Below are 20,000 nucleotides of genomic sequence, written 5' to 3'. Positions count from 1 at the left end.
CGCGGAATATATATGGAAAGAACTGAACCAGGAGGTGACCGCCATGCCGGAATCCGAGCTTCCTTATTCATTTGTAGTATCGAAGGAGGATTGGTCGCTGCACCGCAAAGGCCATCAGGACCAGGAGCGCCATCAGCAGAAGGTCAAGGAAGCGATCAAGGCGAACCTGCCCGATCTCGTTACGGAAGAGAATATCATTATGTCCGACGGCCGCAAGCTCGTGAAGGTCCCGATCCGCAGCCTCGACGAATACCGGATCATCTACAATTACCGCAAGCAAAAACACGTCGGCCAGGGCGACGGCGACAGCCAGGTCGGGGATGTTCTGGGCAGGGAGCCTGCCTCCTCCGGCCACGGCAAAGGCGAGAAGGCCGGGGACCAGCCCGGCCAGGACTTGATCGAAGCCGAGATTGATCTGGAGGATCTGGAGGATATTTTATTCAAGGAGCTGGAACTGCCCCATCTGAAACCCAAAACCGAGGAAGAAATCGAGACCCGTTCCATCGTCTTCAACGATATCCGCAAAAAAGGCATGATGTCCAACATCGACAAGAAGCGGACGCTGCTGGAGAACCTTCGGCGCAACGCCGGCCGGGGACAGCCCGGCATTCACAGCATCAGCCCGGACGATCTGCGGTTCAAAACCTGGGACGACATCACCATCCCGCACTCGAACGCCGTCATTATCGCCATGATGGATACCTCGGGGAGTATGGGTACCTTCGAGAAATACTGTGCCCGCAGCTTCTTCTTCTGGATGACCCGGTTTCTGCGCCGCCAGTACGAGAAGGTGGAGATCGTCTTCCTGGCGCATCACACCGAGGCGAAGGAGGTCAGCGAACACGACTTCTTCAACCGGGGCGAGAGCGGAGGAACCATCTGTTCGTCCGCTTATCAGAAAGCGCTGGAGATCATCGATACCCGCTACCCTCCGTCGAAATACAACATCTATCCCTTCCATTTCTCCGACGGAGACAACCTAAGCTCGGACAACGAGCGCTGCGTCAAGCTGATCGGCGAGCTGCTGAAGCGCTGCAACCTGTTCGGCTACGGCGAAGTCAACCAGTACAACCGCAGCAGCACGCTGATGTCGGCCTACAAGAACCTGAAGCACGAGCGCTTCATGCACTACGTCATCAAGGACAAGAAGGAAGTGTACCAAGCCCTTCGCACCTTTTTTGCGCCAAAAGAACCGGCGGCGCGCTGATCGCCTCCGCCCCCCATTCCCTTCCATGCAGACAGGGCCGACCCGGTCGTCTTCCGACTGCGGGCCGGCCCTGCCGGCATGCTTTCACTCTTCCAGCCCAGGCTGAGAGGCCCAGGGCTTATGCGCTCTGCTGCAAGTTCTCTTCAGCGGACTGGCCTTCAGCGGCATCGGCTTCCGGTGCGGCTTCTTCTCCGGTGTGAAAGGAGACGAGCGAATCCTGGAGCGATGCCGCCAGCTTCTCCAGCAGACCCGACAGCCGGACCAGCTGCTCGCTGATCCGGAACTGCTGGGAAGACATCGAGGCCACTTCTTCGGTGGAGGCGGCCGTCTGCTGCACCACGGCGCTCACACTGTTGATCGACTCTCCCATTTCCTGCTGACTGGCAAGCAGGTCGCTGACCGCCTGCGAGGATTTTTGAAGATGCTCCATGTACTTCTCCATTTCGGCTTTGACATCGGCAAACGTCTCCGAGGTATCCCGCACTGCTGCAATCTGCTCCTGAAACAGCGGAACGGCAGCCTGTACCGCTTCCACCATGTTCCCGATATCCAGTCCGATTTCATCGGCAATCCGGGACACAGACTCAATAGACCGGCCGGACTGATTGGCCAGACCGCGGATTTCATCGGCGATGACGATAAAGCCTCTGCCGGCCGCTCCTGCGCGTACTGCTTCAATAGAGGCGTTCAGCGCCAGAATATTGGTCTGCTTGTTAATGGCGATCATCGGAGCCAGCAGACCGGCAATCAACCGCAGGCTCTCTTGAAGACGTGCGGAATTTTGCTCAATCCGGTTCATCATATCCAGCGTGGATTCGCTCTTCGCAACCAGCATTTCCATCAGCTTCCCGCCCTGTCCGCTGACTCCGAGCAGCCGTTCAGCGGAACGGTCCAGAACTTGATTGATTCCGGCGACCTCTTTCATCTGCTCGCCCATGCGCTGCACGTTCCGGCTACTCTTGTCCGCCTCTTCCGCGAGACTGGCCGTTCCGTTGGCAATTTCCTCGGAAGCGGCAGCCACCTCCCTCGCATTCACGGAGATTTCGCCGGATGCGACAACAAGCTTCGCCGAAGTCGTCAGCACGTCCTGCGCGCTTTGTCCGCTCTGACGGGCAAGCCCGCCAAGCTGCTCCATCATTTGATTGAAGCTGTGGCCGACCCTGCCGATCTCATCCCTGCCGCCGAAGGAAGCGCGGACCGTTAAGTCCCCGTTCTCCCCTCGTTCCATCAGCTTCGCTAACATACCAAGCGGCCGGCCGATCATTCGGACGAGCAGATAGCCAATCAGCAGGGCAATCAGCGCTGCGCAGGCTACCACGATCAGCGTAATATACAGCAGCCGCTTGGCTGAATGGGTAAAGTCACTCACCGGCGCGTACCCCGCCAGGGTCCAGTCGGCCGACCGGATGCCGTGATAGACCACGAGCTGATCGTTCCCGCTGCGGTCGGCAGCCGTAATCGACTGCTGTTCCTTGCTGCTCTCTTTATTGTCTTTCTGATTCGGCAGGGCGACAAAGAACTCTTGTCCCAGAGAGTCTTTATCCGCCGGGTAGACAATCCGGTTGTCTGCCGTCACAATCCGGATCTGCCCCTTGTCTCCGATATGGAAGTTCGCCAGCAGATCGCCAAGCGCCTGGCCCTTCACCTCGATAATCAGGTAATATTCCAATTCCGGGTTCTTCAGATTCCGCAGGAGCCGGCCCATGGCAAAGGAAGGGTCAGGATTGATATCGAAGAAACCCCGGGTCCGTGTCGGGAACCAGACCGGATTGCCTTTGGCAGCTTCTACAGCCTTCAGCCGCTCTTCCACCCCTTCGTCGGAGCGCAGATTATTGAGGCCTACGGATTTATAGGATTCCGAATCAATCAGGGATTTAGCAACCAGGCGCACACCCACCAGCCGCTCATCCGAAGCGGTCAAGGCAGTCAGCTTCTGTTTGATGCGTTCCTCTGCGGCACTGATATCGGCGGGAGCGCTTGCACGATTATGTATAACGGCCAGATCAGCCTTAAGCGTTGCATCGACGGCATACTGTCTGGACAAGGATTCGTATTGGGACAGGAGGAAATCCAGCTTGTCTGCCGCCTGGGTGACGGATTGTTCGGAAGCCGACGCAACCTGATCGGTGATGATACGCTTGGAAGCATTGTAAGAAGTGAGACCGAGGACGGAAGTCAACAGCAAGGTGGTGCAGAACAAGGCGGCAAACAGCTTGGTACCTACCGATTTGAAGACCATGCCCTTCATTACATTCATCATCCTCTGATAGTTAATAAAAGAGGGCACAATCTTCACCATAAGGGTAAAGATTGTGCCCCTCTGGAGCCCAAAATCCAAGATTCACATGGGTTCGGCAGCGTCGTCAGCCTTTACTTGCCCCGGCCGTAAGACCGTCTACCAGCAGCTTCTGCAGGAAGCCGAACAGAATCATAATCGGAATCGAAATTAGAACCGCACCGGCCGCAAAGGTCGTAAAGTTCGTATTCTGATTCGAGTTGACCATGTCATAGAGACCCACGGCCACCGTCCATTTATCTTTGGTTCGCAGAATAAGGCGGGCAAAGATAAAGTCTACCCAAGGGCCGACGAACTGCGTCAGCGCCATGTAGGTAATCATCGGTCTGGACAGCGGGAGAATGACTCTCCAGAAGATGCCGAAGTTGCTGGCGCCGTCGATACGCGCCGCCTCGTCCAGCGAACGCGGGATCGTATCGAGGAAGCCCTTGGCAATCAGCGTTCCGCCGAGCGGCGCTCCCGCCGCATAGACGAGAACGAGCGCCATATGCGTATCCAGCAGGTCGAACTCCTTGAGCAGCAGATAGATGGCGATCATACTCATGAAGCCGGGGAACATGCCCAGTACGAGCAGCACGGACATCGTCGTCTTCCGCGTCTTGAAGCGGAAACGGGAGACCGCATAACTTGTCAGCAGGGTCAGAAAGACACCCAGAATCATCGAGAAGATGGCGATCTTGAAGGTGTTCAGCCACCAGTTCTGGAACAGCAGCGTGTTATCGGTGAACAGTTGACGGTAATGCTCCAGCGTGAACGTCTCCGGAATAAAGGTCTTGCTGTAGAGCGATTTGCCGGGACGCAGCGACGACAGCAGAATCCAGAGAGCCGGATAGAGGGCCGCCACGGCGAGTATTACCAGCATAACGTAGCTGAGCGTCAGGCGTATATTCTTCTTAAGCTTAAGGCTCATTGGATCATATCCTCCTCTTGGAACGACTTCGTCCGGCGATAGTTATAGATCGAGAACCCGGCTACAATGATGAAGATAATAATGCCGACCGCCGAAGCCATGTTGTACTTGTTCTGGTCGAGCGTCAGCTTGTAGAGCCAGGTAACGAGCAAGTCGGTCGAACCGGCATACTGATAGTTACCGTTAACCGGGTTACCGTTCGTCAGCAGGAAGATGGCGTTAAAGTTGTTGATATTGCCCGCGAACTGGGCAATCAGCGTAGGCGCGGTCGAGAACAGCACCATCGGCAGCGTAATAATGCGGAATTTCTGGTAACCGGTAGCGCCGTCCACTTCCGCCGCTTCATACATATCCCGCGGAATCGTAGTCAGAACGCCCATGATGAGCAGCATGGATACCGGAATACCGACCCACATGTTAACGACAATAACAGTGAACTTGGCCCAGAACGGGTCCGTCAGCCACGGCAGTTGACCTAGACCGAAGTATTTCAAATACTGGTTGATCGGGCCGAACTGTCCGTTAAAGAGGTTGCGCATCAGCAGCAGCGAAATCATCTGCGGAATGGCGTAAGGAATAATGAGGATGGCTCTCCACATTCCTTTGAACTTGATTCCCTGCTGGCTGACCAGCAGTGCGACGAGCAGACCGCCGAAGTAGGTGGTAATCGTAGAGAGAATCGCCCAAATAATCGTCCAGGTCAAGACGCCGTAGAACGTATGGCTCCACGACTTCAGAACGAGCAGATTGCGGAATGTCTCGAATCCGACCCAGTCCACCAGCTTGGCCGGAGGCATATGGTTAGGCGCAGAGTAGTTCGTGAAAGCCAGCAAAATCATAAAGATAATCGGCATGATGGTGAACATCAGTATACCGATAGAAGGCACGATCAGGAAAGTCTGCGCAAACTTGTAGTCGAGAATATAACGGATGCTGGCTTTGAAGCCGCCGGCTTGTTCTCCCTTGTCACGGGCAGCGCCAGTCTTCATGGCATCCTTAATGTTCATGTACCAGGCAATCAGGAACAGAACAAAGAAGATCAGGACAATCAAGCTTTGAATCAGAATAAAGATCGAGTGATCGCCTTTGACAAGCTTGGCGATTCCGTTGACCTTCTCAAAGTGCTGGGTCTTCTCGCCCAGCGTTCTCATACCCCAGAACGCATCTCCGAGTTTGTTGATGAAATAAACCAACGATCCGGCTTCTGCAGCCAAGAAAATGAGGCCTTTAATGAATTGGCGGTTATATATCTGTCCCAATCCCATGAAAATCGTCGACAGTATAGCGGCTATCGTGCGGTGTCGCTTCATTTCCCTTCCGTTCTCCTCTCCTCGAGCAAAATCAGGGAATCGCCCGCCGCAACCGAGCGGCGGGCGATTTTGATTTCACGTGCTTACTGTTTAGAGCAGAGCTATACGCTATGCTTATTACTGGGCCGAAGCACCGTTGTTCAGGTCCTTGATCTGTTGAGCCGCTTTATCCATAGCAGTCTTCGGATCTACGCCCTTGTCCCAGATTTCCGGCAGAGCTGCGTTCACAGGGCTCCATACGTTGCCCATTTCAGGAATGGAAGGCATCGGCTGGGAGTTCTTTGTCTGTTCAGCAAAAGCGGAAATGTAAGGGTCGCCGGAAATCTGCGGATCGGCCAGAGCTTCGTTGTTCGTCGGAATGGAACCAACCAGTTCATTCAGCTTCAGCTGAGATTCTTTGCTGGAAGCGAATTCGGCATACAGCTTAGCAGCGTTGGGATACTGCGTGTAAGCATTGACTGCGAAGATTTTGAAGCCGGCGAAGGAGATAGCTGTCTTGCCGCCAATTGTCGGCAGCGGAGCGATACCCAGTTTGTCGCCGAGGGCTTTCTTGTATCCGGCCAGTTCCCAAGGACCGTTGATGTCCATGGCTACGTCGCCGGAGTTGAACAAGCTGCGCTTGATGTCGGCTGTGATGTCGCCGCTCTTGATCGGCAGCACTTCTTTCAGCTTCATGTACTCTTTCAGACCAGTGATTGCGCCTTCGTTGTTGATGCCGATATCATCTTTGTTCGTGCCGTTCTCACCGAAGATGTAACCGCCGTTGGAAGCGATGAACGGATAGTTGAAGTACATGTTGCCAACTTCCCACATGATGCCGTATTTGTTCTTGGATTTGTCCGTGAACGTCTTGGCAAAGGTGATTACGTCATCAAAGCTCTTAGGAGCTTCTTTCACGAGGGACTTGTTATAGAAGAGGGCATAAGTTTCAGCAGCGCGCGGGTAGCCGTAGAGCATGTTGTCGTAGCTGGCAGCCGTGATGGAGGCTTCAGTGTTGTTGGCTTTGGTTTCAGCTTCGAACACGTCGTTCGGCAGAACCAGCTGAGCGGCTGCTGCGCGGCCCAGGTTGTCGTGAGGAATCAGGATAACGTCTGCGGCCAGACCGGAAGGACCGTCCTGGGACAGCTTCGTTACCTGGTCGGTCGGGCTCAGCTCTTCGATTTTAACCGGCACATTGTATTTCGCCGTAAATTCTTTGGAGATTGCGTCTGCAAAGGCTCTTTCTTCTTTACTTTCCCAAACAACCAGGGATGCGCCATCTTCCGGAGTGATCGAGGCAGCGGCGTCGCTGGCTGCAGGAGCCGTGCTGGCTGCAGGCGCTGTGCTTGCTGCCGGAGCCGCGGAAGAAGCGGCGTTGCCGTTGTTATTGTTGTTGTTGCCGCCGCAGGCTGTGATCGACACGGCCATAGAGGCAACAGCGGTTACTGCCATCCATTTTTTCATGCTCATTACTAATAACCCCTCCTGTTTAATAAAACTAAGCTTAGCAAAGCTTTCAGAAAAGTTGCGCAAACGATTTCAAAAGGCCGAAAATGAAAGTGCTTTCTTTCTGTGCGACTTTTCAATTTCGGTTGGCTTCTCTTCGGAAAGCGCTTTATTGCTGAACCAATCATACAACAGATTCTCCGTTTTGCAAAAACGTTTGCACAGGTCTAATATGCCCATTTTGATCATTATATATAACCTTTTCTTTGGATTACTCAATATATCGCAGATTTACTCTAATTTTCGCCCATATTGGTCTCTTGGTCCTCCTTTAATCCGCTTCTTCGGATTACCAAGATGTTATAGGCGGTTCAAAAAACCGGTTTCCCGCTTTATTGAAGCGCAGCATTTTGTCACCTTGCCTCTACGCAGCCCATGCAATGGTTTGTACAGAATCGCTTTTCAGACCGTTTCTTCCGTGCTATAATGCGAAGCAATGTTCATGAAACATGCACAACCGCGGACGTTTGAAACAACAATTTAAAGGCAATGCTATCGTCTATACGGTACAACCTCGGCAGATTTCAGAGCCAGGCTGTGCCTTTTTTGTTGGGACGCGGTACACCAATCACGATCTAACGGGAGGAAAAACCAATGCTGCTGGAAGCCATCTATCACCGGCCACGAATGAACTGGTCCTATGCTTACGATGAGAACACCATTCATCTTCGTCTTCGTTCCAAGAAAGGCGATTTGACCGAAGCCTATGCCTGGGCAGGCGACAAATATGCCTGGGACCGAACTAAAGAGCTGATTCCCATGACGCTGCTGACATCCGATTCCATGTTCGATTATTGGGAATGCGAGTCGGTCCCTCCTTACCGCCGGCTGAAATACGGTTTTCTGCTGCTTCAGGGCGATGAACAAATCTGGATGACCGAGAACGGTTACCAGGAGGAGCAGCCGGCCAACCCGAACCGCCTGTTCGAGTTCCCTTACCTCAATCTGAGCGACGTCTTCGCGCCTCCGGCCTGGGTCAAAGACACCGTCTTCTATCAAATCTTCCCGGAACGGTTCGCCAACGGCGATCCTTCTCTCGATCCGGAAGGCGCAGAGCCTTGGGGAGCTGCTCCGACACCGGAGAATTTCTTCGGAGGAGACCTTCAGGGCGTCATCGATCACCTGGATCATCTCTCCGAACTCGGCATTACAGGTATTTATTTTACGCCGATTTTTGCTGCCACTACGAATCATAAATACGATACCGAAGACTATCTCCGGGTCGATCCGCAGTTCGGGGATACCGAGACGCTGAAGCGCCTGGTCGGAGAGTGCCACAAGCGCGGAATCCGCGTTCTGCTGGACGCCGTGTTCAATCACTCCGGCCGCACGTTCGCCCCGTTCGTTGATGTGCTTGAGAACGGCGAGAACTCCCGCTATAAAGACTGGTTCCATGTGCGCAGCTTCCCGCTGGAGATTGAGGACGATGTGCCGACCTATGACACTTTCGCCTTTGAACCTAAAATGCCCAAACTGAACACTCAAAATCCGGAAGTCAAAAAATATTTGCTGGAAGTCGCCGAATACTGGATCAAGGAAGTCGGAATCGACGGCTGGCGGCTGGACGTAGCCAGCGAAGTATCCCATGAATTCTGGCGGGATTTCCGGCGTGTTGTGAAGCAAGCCAACCCGGAAGCTTACATACTCGGCGAAATTTGGCACGAATCCGCCCCTTGGCTGGAAGGCGACCAATTCGATGCGGTTATGAACTATCCGTTCACCGACGCCGTCATCGACTTCTTCGTCCGGGGCGATTTGGACGCTGCGGGCTTCGCCAATTCGATCGGCCGCCAGTTCTCCCGCTACTCCATGCAGGTTAACGAAGCCGCCTTCAATCTGCTGGACAGCCATGACACCGCCCGGCTGCTGACACTCTGCGACGGCAACAAGCAGAAATTCAAGCAGGCTGTTGCCTTCCAGTTCACTTATATGGGAGCTCCCTGCATCTATTATGGCAGCGAATTCGGTATGGACGGCGGAGAAGATCCCGGCTGCCGGAAGTGTATGGTATGGGAACCGGAGCTTCAGGACCGGGACATGTTCCGGTTCTATCAGGACCTGATCCGGATCCGCGGCAACCATGAAGCGCTCCGCAAAGGCTCCATCCGCTTCCTGGAAGCGGCCGTCAAGGGAAGCAAGCTGGCCTATGAGCGCCGCCTGGGCGATGAAGCCATTCTGGTACTGATGAACACCGGAGACTGCGGACAATCGTTCCGGCTTCCGGTTCAGGAGCAGGAATGGGAGAACCTTCTAACCGGGGAGAAGCTGCGGACTGATCGCGGTGTGCTGCATGCGAAGCTTCCGTCCTACGGGTATGCCATTCTCAAAGCCCGGTCGCTGTAAACCGAAGCTGAATAGCCTGCGGCAAAAGCCCGGCCCAGAGCGCGAACGGCGCCCGGCCGGGCAAGCTTCCTTATGGCTTGAAGGGAATTGGAGGTTCCTCCAATAGAGGGGGGGCCTAATTCATGATTTTACATAAATTATGAGGGGGCCTATCCCTTTCTCTATTTACAATTTCAGCGGGTTCGATTAATATTACGATTGTAATACAAACGGTTTCATGAGGAGGTTTCTATGACAGTAACCATCAAGGATGTGGCGAAGAGAGCTGGTGTCTCTCCTTCCACGGTATCCCGGGTATTGTCCAATCATCCAAGAATCAGCCTGGAAACCTCTCGCAAGGTTAAGGAAATCATGGAAGAAATGGGCTATCACCCGAATATGATGGCCAAAAGTCTGGTCTCGAAAACCACCAACAGCATTTGCATTATATTGCCGAAGCCTGCGGAGGAACTCTTCTCCAATCTGTTCTTCATGGAACTGATTCGAGGCATTGTTACACAGGCCGGCCGCTCGGGGTTTGATGTACTGATCAGCTCGGGCGCCAACGAGAAAGAAGAACTGGAAGCGGTATCTCGGCTGCTTAAAGGCCGCCGGGTAGACGGCGTCATTCTGCTGTATTCCCGCAAGGACGACAGCGTCATCGACTTCCTGGAATCGAACGGCTATCCTTTTGTCCTGGTAGGACGAAGCGACCGTTACGAGAATATTCTCTCCGTCGACAACGACAATGTAATGGCGGCTTTCGATGCCACCAACCATCTGATTACCATGGGACATGAGCGAATCGGCTTTGTCAGTGGACCGCCGAATTTGATTGTATCGCGCGACCGGCTCGCCGGTTACCAAAAAGCGATGGAAGAAAGCGGCCTTGAGATTCGGCCCGAATGGATTGTAGAAGGCGAATTCCTTCAGGACAGCGGCTACCGGGCGATGTCGTTCTTCATGAACCTCCCGAATAGGCCAACCGCCCTGCTTGTTGTGGACGACATGATATCGTTCGGCGTGCTTCGCGGGCTGAATGAACTGAAATATACCGTCCCGCAGGATCTGGCACTCGTCGGATTCAACAACATCCCGCTCAGCGAGTTGTCCAGCCCGCCAATCAGCAGTATTGACATCGGCATTTACCACTTGGGTTACACAGCATCGCAGGTGCTGATTCAGGCTATACAGCAGCCGGACAAGGATATCGGTTACACCAACCGGTTCATTATCCCGCACCGCTTGATTGTGCGCGAATCTTCCATGTATTCGCCGGGCAGAAAGTAAAAGCCAGACTACGGTTTCACCAAAATAAATGAAGCGGTTTACCGGCTTCATTTATTTTTTCAAAGATTGTACAAACGTTTGCGCTTCAAATCAAGAAGGAGGACATTATGACTACCATCAAAGCCTGTCTGTTCGATCTGGACGGCGTCCTGGTCGATACCGCCAAGTATCATTACATCGCCTGGAAGGAACTGGCCGACTCTCTCGGCTTCACATTCACCGAGAAGGACAACGAGCGGTTAAAGGGTGTCAGCCGGATGGCTTCGCTCGATATTCTGCTTGAAATCGGCGGCCTCAGCTTCGACGATGCCAAGAAAGCCGAGCTCGCCCAGAGCAAGAACGACCGCTATGTCGAATATATCACCAAAATGGACAGCTCGGAGATTCTGCCCGGCGCCCTCGACTTCCTCAAGGAATGCCGCAGCGCCGGAATCAAAGTCGCCCTCGGCTCCGCCAGCAAGAATGCCATGATGATTCTCGACAACACGGGACTGACGCCATATTTTGATGCCATCATCGACGGCAACAAGACCTCGGCGGCGAAGCCCGACCCGGAAGTGTTCCTGCTGGGCGCGCAGGCGCTTGAAGCCCGTCCGGAAGAATGCATCGTGTTCGAGGATGCCGAAGCCGGCATCGAAGCGGCTCAGCGGGCCGGAATGCGCAGCGTAGGCATCGGTTCGCCGGAAACTCTTGGCGCAGCCGACCTCGTTATCTCTTCACTCGAAGAGATGAGCACCCAGCGGCTTGGCGAGTATTTTGCTTCCAAATAAGTTGTCTTCCAAATCTGTGTCTATGATAAAGGAGCCGATTGAAAGTGAAACAGTATCTGAAAATTGATGAATGGTCCATTATTGAAGAATCCTTTGATCCGCATAACCATGAAATTTCCGAAAGTATCTTCAGCATCGGAAACGGACATATGGGCGGACGCGCAAACTTTGAAGAGCAATACAGCGGACGCAGCCTGCAGGGCAGCTACATGGCAGGCGTCTATTATCCGGATAAAACACGGGTAGGCTGGTGGAAGAACGGCTATCCTGAATATTTTGCCAAAGTTCTCAACAGCACCAACTGGATCGGCATCAATATCGAAATCGACGGCACGCCGCTTGATCTGGCAACCTGCACGGTGTCCGACTTCCGCCGCGTCCTGAACATGAAGGAAGGCACGTTGTCTCGCAGCTTCGTGGCCCGTCTGGAGGACGGCAAGGAAGTGAAGGTCGAGAGCATCCGGATCGTCAGCATGGTTCGCCGCGAAATCGGCGCAATCCGCTACGCGGTAACGGCGCTTAACTTCTCCGGCAACGTTACGGTTACCCCTTATCTCGACGGCGACGTCAAGAACAAGGACTCCAACTACGACGAGAAGTTCTGGAACGAGGTGGAGAAAGGCGAAACGGCAGACGGCGGCTTCCTGACGCTGAAGACCAAGAAGCTGGACTTCCATGTTACCTCTGCCTTTGCTTACGATCTGACGCTGAACGGCGAGAAGCTGACACCGGAAGCGGCATCCGAGCTGCGCGACAAATACGTCTCCAGTACGGTTCAGGTATCGCTCAACCAAGGCGATCAGCTCGTTATCTATAAATACGCCGCCAATGTGACCTCCCGCAATCACGGACTGGGCCAACTTGTCGAAGCTGCCCAGACGGCGCTTGCTTCCGCGCGCGAAGCGGGCTTTGCCGCTCTGCTGTCCGAGCATGCCGAGGCATGGAGAGACAAATGGAAAGAAAGCGACATTATCATCGAGGGCGACGTGTCCGCCCAGCAGGCGATTCGCTTTAACATTTTCCAGCTGAACCAGACCTACACCGGCGAAGACGACCGCCTCAACATCGGACCGAAGGGCTTCACCGGCGAAAAATACGGCGGCAGCACCTACTGGGATACGGAAGCCTACTGTGTGCCGTTCTACCTCAGTACGGCCGATCCGTCGATCTCGCGCAACCTGCTGATCTACCGTTACAAGCATCTGGAGAAAGCCAAGGAGAACGCCCGCAAGCTCGGCTTCACCAAGGGTGCGCTCTATCCGATGGTAACGATGAACGGCGAAGAATGCCACAACGAATGGGAAATCACCTTCGAGGAAATTCACCGCAACGGCGCCATCGCGCATGCCATCTTCAACTATGTCAACTACACGGGCGACAAGTCCTACCTGGGGCAGTACGGCCTGGAAGTGCTCGTTGAAATCTCCCGCTTCTGGGAGCAGCGCGTTCATTATGTCGCCCATAAAGACAAGTATGTAATGCTCGGCGTAACCGGCCCGAACGAATACGAGAACAACGTCAACAACAACTGGTATACGAACCGGATGGCCGCCTGGACGATGGAGTATACGCTGGAAACGCTGAACTACCTGAAGGAGAACGAAGCTTCCCGCTACGAAGAGCTGGTCGACAAGCTCGGTCTGGAAGAATCCGAGACTTCTCTCTGGGCCGACATGATTGCCAAGATGTACTACCCGGCTGATGAAGAGCGCGGCATCTTCCTGCAGCAGGACGGCTTCCTCGACAAGGAAATCGTGCCGGTGAAGGATCTGGCTCCGGAGAACCTCCCGCTGAACCAGAAATGGTCGTGGGACCGCATTCTGCGTTCCTGCTACATCAAGCAGGCCGACGTGCTGCAGGGTCTGTACTTCCTGGGCGACCGTTACGATCTGGACACCAAGAAGCGCAACTTCGACTTCTATGAGCCGATTACGGTTCACGAGTCCTCCCTCTCCCCTTGTATCCATGCCATCCTGGCCTGCGAACTGGGCTACCGGGAGAAAGCATACGAAATGTACCTGCGCACTTCGCGTCTGGACCTGGACAACTACAACAACGACACGGAAGACGGCTGCCATACGACCAGCATGGCCGGTACCTGGATGTCGATCGTACACGGCTTCGGCGGACTGCGCGTTCATGACGGACGCCTGGTGCTTCAGCCTTCGAACCCGGGCCACTGGACCTCGTATTCCTTCAAGATCGTATTCCGCGGCTCCCGCCTCAAGATCAGCGTAACGGACCGCGAAGTGATCGTGGCCAACGAGACCGACGTTCCGGCACAGCTGAAAGTATACGGCGAAGAGTTGACGGTAGGCGGACTGAGCTCCGTGACTGTTCAGCAGACCGTCTCTGCTTAAGAGGAGCAGAATCTCGTCCAATACCAGCTTCATACAGAAAGGGCCGTCCCGAAAGGGGCGGCCTTTGTCGTGCTGTCATGCTGTCCTACTGTCCTACTGCCGTGCTGCCTGGTCGGACGGTCAGGCAGATTACGGAGCAGGTTTCACATATTCCGAACTGACCAGATATCCCCAGTCGGAAGCTTCCACGATCTTAAGCTTGTCATCGGCAATTAAGGACTCATTGGCAGGGCTCCTTGGAAGCAGCAGCAGCGATCGGGGATGGTTCCTGAACTCCTGGAGCTTCCCCTCTTCCGCCGCTCTCATTCCGCCGTAGAGCTTGGATGCGAGCACTACGCTCTGCGGCATGTCTTCGCCCGGATGGTCGTAATAGTACAACGTATATTCCCTCAGCGAGTCTCCGGCCGGCAGCTTCCGAAGCAGCGCCTGCTCCGGCCCCGCATCGGGCGCGTCCGGCGAAGACGCCGTCCGCACCGCGCCGCTCTCCATGAGAAGAAAGAGCAGGACAAAGGCGCCGGCCAGAGCGGCCCTTCCCTCCCTTCGCCGTACATTCCGAAGGAGAGCGGCCAGCAGGACGGCGGTAGCCAGAGCGAGTGCGGGGTAGACCGGCATAATGTACCAGCGGATCTTGGTGGAGACGGCCGAGAACAGCAGCAAGGGCACCGCAATCCAGAGAATGAGACCCAGCATGTCGCTGTCCAGCGGAAGGATGTCCCGGTTCCGCCGAAGCAGCATGACGAATGCAGTGCCGACGGCAAGCGCGAGCAGCGCTGCGCTCCATTCCAAGTGATAGAGCTTCAGAATGTGGAGATAGTAGGTCGGGCCGTTGGCATGCTGCTCAATCGCCGTAGAGGAACGCGCCAGCAGATCGTACCGGATCATCTCCCGCACAAACCGAAAGCCGTCGTGCGGATACCGAAGCGCCAGCCAGAGCAGAACCGGCAGGGATGCCGCGAGCCCGAATCCGGCCAGATGCCTGGGCTTCATCTCCCGGTACCGGCGCGTGAAGACAGTGTACAATCCGGCGATGACCAGCAGGATGCCTGCATGCCAGCTCTTGGTCAGGAAGGCCAGGGCGAACATCAGGCCGGTGAGGGCTATCCAGCCCGGACGGCGCTCGGTCATCAGCAGGGCAATCATCCCGACAGTCAGCCACAGCACGAAGAGCGCGTCCGCGTCGCCTGCCCGGGCGGAATGGTGAAAGATAAACTGCGTGCTGGTTATCAGCACGGCAGCCGCAACCAGCGAGGCCGCATTCCCGTAGCGGTAGCGCGCGTATCCGGCAGTCGCCGCTATCGTCAGCAGAGCTGCGATAGCGGACACGAGCCGAAGTCCGAGCAAATTGAAGCCGGCCAGCTTGTAGCCGAGCGCCACTGCCCAGAAGCTCAGCGGGGGCTTCAGATTCCAGTAATCCGTCTCCCCGTTGTATGTATTCACCGCATAATTTCCGCTCTTCAGCATCTCATAGGCGCTGACTCCGTGTCTGGCCTCATCCCAGTCCTCAATCGGCTTGACGCCGAGATTCATGAACAGGTTGAAGCAGGCCGCAGCCAGCAGCAGCAGAGCCAGCAGCAGGTACAGACGATCGGACATCCCTTCCCGGTTTCTCATTCTTTCTCCTCTTCCCCTTCGTCTCTATTCTTCCGGGCTCTGCTCTCCGGATGCCGTTACATTCCCGATTACGAACCATTACCCCGAGAGGGACGGATTGGAAACATGCCTAAATTCGGGTTCAAGGTTTATGATTCGCCCCAAGCTTGGTATAATTAGGACGTACCTGATCATCGGCGAAGGAGAAGCACATGCCCACTGTAAAAATATTTACCGACAGCACGTCCGATTTGCCCGGATATTGGCAAGACCGCTATGACATCGGGGTCATCCCGCTGTATGTCGTGTTCGGCAATGATACCCGCCGGGACGGGATCGAAATTACGCCGGATGACGTCTACCGGCAGGTTGCCGCCGAAGGAGCGCTGCCCAAGACTGCGGCGCCTTCGCCGGCGGATTTCATTCGAGCGTTCGCACCGGCTGTTGAACAGGGCCGCGATGTCGTCTATCTCAGTCTCTCGTCGTCCCTGTCTTCTACATACCAGAACGCCCTGATCGCTGCGGGGGAGTTCCCCGAGGGCCGCGTTCATGTGGTGGACTCCGAATCGCTCTGCGGGGGCATTGCCCTGCTTGCCGTCCGGGCAGCACGCGCCGCCGAGAACGGCGCCGGCGCGGCCAGCATTGTCTCGGCGCTGGAAGATGAACGCCGACGCCTGAGCACCGAATTTGTTGTAGATACACTCGATTATCTGTATATGGGCGGCCGGTGTTCCGGTATGGCGAATTTTATCGGAAGCCTGCTCAAGATTCGTCCCGTCCTTCGGCTTGTGGAAGGCAAGATTCTTCCGATCGGCCGGATTCGCGGCAAGAAAGAGAAGGCCGTGGAGCAGATGCTGAACCATGCCCTGGAGAATCTGGACGTGATCGACCGCGAACTGATTATTGTGGCCCATACCCAGGCCCCGGAGGATGCGGAGTTTCTGCGCCGGGCGCTCCAGGAATCAACCGGAGCCCGGGAAATTGCCGTGATTGAGGCCGGCTGCGTCATTGGCAGCCACTGCGGCCCGCACACGGTCGGACTGATGTTTCTTAAATCCTAAATTTCCGGCCCCATAAGCAAAGGCCGTGGCTCCGGTGCGCAAGCACCGGCCGCCACGGCCTTTGGCCTTTCTAGACATAGCTGTTCCTATTACCGGTATCCTTACCCTCATCCTCATTCTCATCCTCATTTTCATCCTCGTCCTCATCCTCGGAGTCCAGCGACAGCCGGCTGACCGGGAGCAGGAACCGGAAGGCCGATCCCATTCCTTCCTCGCTCTCGACAAAAATGGTCCCGCCCATCAGCTCAACCAGCTGCTTGCATATGGCCAGTCCCAGGCCAGTCCCTCCGTACTTGCGGGTAATGGAGGGATGAAGCTGCGAGAACGAAGTGAAGAGCAGGTCCAGCTTGTTCACGGCAATCCCGACACCGGTATCGCGGACCGAGAATTCCAGAAGGCCGCTCTCCGAGCCGGGCAGCGGAATGCTTTTGACGGACAGGTTAATGCTGCCCTTCTCGGTGAATTTCAGCGCATTGCCGACCAGGTTCACCAGCACCTGCCGCAACCGCACGGCATCCCCCTCGACCAGCTCCGGCACGCTCGTATCCGCCCACCAGCGAAGCGCAAGCCCTTTCTCCTCCGCCTTCGGCATGAACAGATCAATGACGCCGGAGACCACCCCTCGAAGGTCGAACCAGTCGGACTGCAGCTGCATTTTGCCGGCTTCCATCTTGCTGAAATCGAGAATATCGTTCAGGATGCCGAGCAGACTGTAGCTGCTGCTTCGCAGAATCTCGGCGTACGCCCGCTGTTCTTCGGTCAGCTCGCTGTCGGCGAGCAGGTCGGCCATCCCGATGATGCCGTTCATAGGAGTGCGGATCTCATGGCTCATCATCGCCAGAAATTCCGACTTGTGCCTCGCGGTCTGCTCGGCCATCTCCTTGGCGCGGATGATCTCCCGCTCTCCGGTAATATCGCTGAACGCAACCACGACGCCCTCTACGCGTCCCTGCTTCAGTATCGGCGATACTTGGTAATTCACGAAGAAGCTGGTCCCATCCTTGCGCCAGAAAATCTCTTCGCTCATCCGGCGGGTAACCCCGTCCGCAATCGTCCGGGTAATCGGACACTCCCGGGAACAGTAGGGCGATCCGTCCGGCCGGGTATGATGAACCTGCCTTAGACTGTGGAGGCCCATTGCTTCCCTGTACGTATAGCCGAGCATCTCAAGAGCCGCCGGATTGGCAAAGACCATGCCGCCCTCTTCATCCAGTACGAAAATCCCCTCGGTCACGGAATCGAGTATCCGTCCGTGCCAGCCTCCCCCGTTCCGTTCCGATTCACCGGGCCCTGCTTCGGGTCTGCGGAGAATGGCAAAGACGCCGACAACTTCTCCTTCGCCGCGAATCGGGGCAAAGCTTAAATCCACGTACTGCAGAAGTCCGTCCGGTTCCTTGTAGGCAAGCTTCATCCGGGAGGCTTCTCCTTGCAGCGCCCGCTCAAAGCACTGGCGGGCTTCACTCCGGCTATCGAACAGCAGAAAGCTCCGGATCCATTCGCCGACGTCTCCGGAGGTAATCGCCCGGCCGCAGATCGACATGCGGTTCGCATCCATCAGCTGTCCGTCCAGGCTCAGTATGTAGATCGGATCGGGATGTTCCGCATATAGATCACGGAAGATCCCGGCCCCGGCAATCATTCGCTTCAGCACAGCAGTCTTGTCCTTGTGCACCATCCACTTCCCCCCTGCGCCGTATCTGCCTTCATTATAGCAAAGTTTGTCACATCCGGGCAGGTAACTTCGTTAAATTTAATCCATTTGGCTTATCCGACTACATCGTCGGTCTCCACGCGCCGGATGGCAAGCCAGGCAATGAAGAGACCGGCCAGGCAGAGCGCAATCGAGATGCTCGCGAAGTTCTCCAGCCGCAGGCTCCCGAACCCGGAGGAGGTCAGCGAGATGATGAGAACCGACGATACAATCGTTGTGGGAACCGATTTGCGCCGCATTCCGAAGAAGAGCGGAATCATGGCAATTCCCGAAGCGTATACAGCATTGAGTCCGGCCTGGGCCAACAGATTTCGGACCAGTTCCCCCGTCAGCGGCTCCGCGAAGTGATGGGTTCCGTGAATAATTGCTGCCAAAGCAGCGCCCAGCACCAGCTCCGAGAGCAGAATATTCACAAAAGTGAAGATAAAGACGATCATCAGCTTCGCAAGCATCATCGTGCGGCGGGGAATCGGGTACATAAAGAGCAGCGAGATGGTCTGACTCCGGTATTCCTCGATCACCAGCCGGCTGATGACAACGGAAGCGAAGACGACGAAGGTAGCCTTGCAGAAGAGGAACAGACCCTGCATGGCTTCCGTCCAGGTCGAGAAGTCTCCGTCCTCGGCACTAAGAAGCAGGCCGACCATAAGTCCCAGAATGCAGAGATTGGCGATCAGCACGCCTTTGAACAATCCGCCCAGACGATGCTTGCGCCATTCCAGCGACATGAGTTTACGCAACGTCTCCACCCCTGATCAATTCCATAAAGTAGTCTTCCAGCGACTGCGACTTGCGGCTGAAGCTGTCAAGCGGAACGTCCGCTTCCACAAGCGCCCGGTTGATGCTCTGAAGCGACGTTGCGGAATCGTAAATCCGGATGGTCCGTTCTCCGGCCAGTTTGTATGAGCCAAGTCCCAGCTTTCGTTCCAGAACGGCCAGCGCTCTGGACGTATCCGGGGTGACCAGCTCGATATAATCGGCATCGCGGCCTCGGACTTCTTCCATCGCCACTTCCCGGACAAGCCGTCCGCTTCGAATAACGCCGATCGTATCCGCAATCTGCTCGATTTCGCCGAGAATATGGCTGGAGATCAGAAGTGTCATGCCATAGTCTCTGCTCAGACGCCGGAACAGTTCGCGCATCTCCCGGATGCCGACGGGGTCCAGACCGTTGATCGGTTCATCCAGGATGAGCAGTTCAGGCCGGGTCATCATTGCCCGGGCAATACCCAGGCGCTGCTTCATGCCGAGCGAGTACTGCTTCACCGGCCGGGAATCGCGCAGATCCAGTCCCACCGCCGACAGCGCATTGTCGACCGCTTCGGGATTGTAATATCCCATATACTCGCCATGCAGCTCCAGGTTCTCCCGGCCGCTCAGCCGGTCATAGAAGACGGGGTATTCAATGATGCAGCCCATCCGCTTCAGCAGCTCCAGCGACTGTCCCGCCCGGACGGGATTGCCCAGAAATTCGATCTCTCCGGCCGAGGGCCGCACGAGTCCGGTTATCATCTTCATGACTGTCGTTTTGCCGGCTCCGTTCGGGCCAAGAAATCCGTAGATTTCACCTTGTCTGATCGTCATGCTGATGTCCTTCACGGCTTCCTTGCCGTCAAAGGTTTTGATCAACCGGTCGGTTCGCAGCAGGGTTGTCATGTCTTCCCTCTCCTTTGCTGTACGCTGTATGC

Annotated in this window: 14 protein-coding genes; 6 read left to right on the top strand and 8 right to left on the bottom strand. The window is 55.6% G+C overall.

Annotated features, from left to right (window positions below):
* The first annotated feature begins 43 nt into the window (after positions 1-43).
* Positions 44-1,207, top strand: a complete 1,164-nt coding sequence (yhbH, locus tag RBI05_RS00525; protein ID WP_310549756.1) for a sporulation protein YhbH — start codon at positions 44-46, stop codon at positions 1,205-1,207.
* Between the two features lie 118 nt (positions 1,208-1,325).
* Here the strand turns inward: yhbH and RBI05_RS00520 are convergent, their stop codons facing one another.
* The 4 genes from RBI05_RS00520 to RBI05_RS00505 form a co-directional block, all read right to left on the bottom strand.
* The gene (locus tag RBI05_RS00520; RefSeq protein WP_310549755.1) at positions 1,326-3,455 is read right to left on the bottom strand and encodes a methyl-accepting chemotaxis protein; all 2,130 of its coding nucleotides are present in this window, start codon (positions 3,453-3,455) and stop codon (positions 1,326-1,328) included.
* 115 nt (positions 3,456-3,570) lie between these two features.
* Positions 3,571-4,413 (bottom strand): sugar ABC transporter permease, encoded by an 843-nt coding sequence (locus RBI05_RS00515; RefSeq protein ID WP_150459099.1) that lies wholly within the window; start codon positions 4,411-4,413, stop codon positions 3,571-3,573.
* Entirely contained in the window at positions 4,410-5,723 is a 1,314-nt protein-coding gene (locus tag RBI05_RS00510; RefSeq protein WP_150459098.1) for a sugar ABC transporter permease, read from the bottom strand. Before RBI05_RS00510 ends, RBI05_RS00515 begins: the two co-directional genes overlap by 4 nt.
* Before the next feature lie 117 nt (positions 5,724-5,840).
* Entirely contained in the window at positions 5,841-7,172 is a 1,332-nt protein-coding gene (locus RBI05_RS00505; protein WP_310549754.1) for a sugar ABC transporter substrate-binding protein, read from the bottom strand.
* A 630-nt stretch (positions 7,173-7,802) separates the two neighbouring features.
* Here RBI05_RS00505 and RBI05_RS00500 point away from each other — a divergent pair.
* The 4 genes from RBI05_RS00500 to RBI05_RS00485 all read left to right on the top strand — a co-directional run bounded on the left by RBI05_RS00500 (position 7,803) and on the right by RBI05_RS00485 (position 13,950).
* Positions 7,803-9,551 carry an alpha-glycosidase gene (locus RBI05_RS00500; RefSeq protein WP_310549753.1) on the top strand — a complete coding sequence of 583 codons (1,749 nt, stop codon included), beginning with the start codon at positions 7,803-7,805 and terminating at the stop codon, positions 9,549-9,551.
* A gap of 231 nt (positions 9,552-9,782) precedes the next feature.
* Positions 9,783-10,820: a LacI family DNA-binding transcriptional regulator gene (locus RBI05_RS00495; protein WP_150459095.1), complete on the top strand. Its 1,038-nt coding sequence runs from the start codon at positions 9,783-9,785 to the stop codon at positions 10,818-10,820.
* Between the two features lie 107 nt (positions 10,821-10,927).
* Positions 10,928-11,590, top strand: a complete 663-nt coding sequence (pgmB, locus tag RBI05_RS00490) for a beta-phosphoglucomutase (protein ID WP_310549752.1) — start codon at positions 10,928-10,930, stop codon at positions 11,588-11,590.
* A gap of 44 nt (positions 11,591-11,634) precedes the next feature.
* Positions 11,635-13,950 (top strand): glycoside hydrolase family 65 protein, encoded by a 2,316-nt coding sequence (locus RBI05_RS00485; protein WP_150459093.1) that lies wholly within the window; start codon positions 11,635-11,637, stop codon positions 13,948-13,950.
* A 129-nt stretch (positions 13,951-14,079) separates the two neighbouring features.
* On the opposite strand, the gene RBI05_RS00480 is transcribed toward RBI05_RS00485, so the two are convergent.
* Positions 14,080-15,561: an ArnT family glycosyltransferase gene (locus RBI05_RS00480; protein ID WP_310549751.1), complete on the bottom strand. Its 1,482-nt coding sequence runs from the start codon at positions 15,559-15,561 to the stop codon at positions 14,080-14,082.
* Between the two features lie 191 nt (positions 15,562-15,752).
* Between RBI05_RS00480 and RBI05_RS00475 the strand changes: the two genes are divergently transcribed.
* Entirely contained in the window at positions 15,753-16,601 is an 849-nt protein-coding gene (locus RBI05_RS00475) for a DegV family protein (protein WP_150459091.1), read from the top strand.
* A 70-nt stretch (positions 16,602-16,671) separates the two neighbouring features.
* Here the strand turns inward: RBI05_RS00475 and RBI05_RS00470 are convergent, their stop codons facing one another.
* The 3 genes from RBI05_RS00470 to RBI05_RS00460 form a co-directional block, all read right to left on the bottom strand.
* Complete coding sequence (locus RBI05_RS00470; RefSeq protein WP_310549750.1) at positions 16,672-18,276, bottom strand: ATP-binding protein; 1,605 nt, start codon at positions 18,274-18,276, stop codon at positions 16,672-16,674.
* An 89-nt stretch (positions 18,277-18,365) separates the two neighbouring features.
* A complete protein-coding gene (locus tag RBI05_RS00465) occupies positions 18,366-19,052 on the bottom strand; it encodes an ABC transporter permease (protein WP_310549749.1) in 687 nt (228 codons plus the stop codon).
* Positions 19,045-19,968: an ABC transporter ATP-binding protein gene (locus tag RBI05_RS00460; RefSeq protein ID WP_310549748.1), complete on the bottom strand. Its 924-nt coding sequence runs from the start codon at positions 19,966-19,968 to the stop codon at positions 19,045-19,047. The genes RBI05_RS00465 and RBI05_RS00460 overlap by 8 nt, the downstream gene beginning before the upstream one ends.
* Positions 19,969-20,000 lie beyond the last annotated feature (32 nt).

This window comes from Paenibacillus glufosinatiresistens (assembly GCF_031470375.1).
Classification (GTDB): domain Bacteria; phylum Bacillota; class Bacilli; order Paenibacillales; family Paenibacillaceae; genus Paenibacillus_AQ; species Paenibacillus_AQ glufosinatiresistens.
This window is presented reverse-complemented; position numbering and strand designations above follow the sequence as displayed.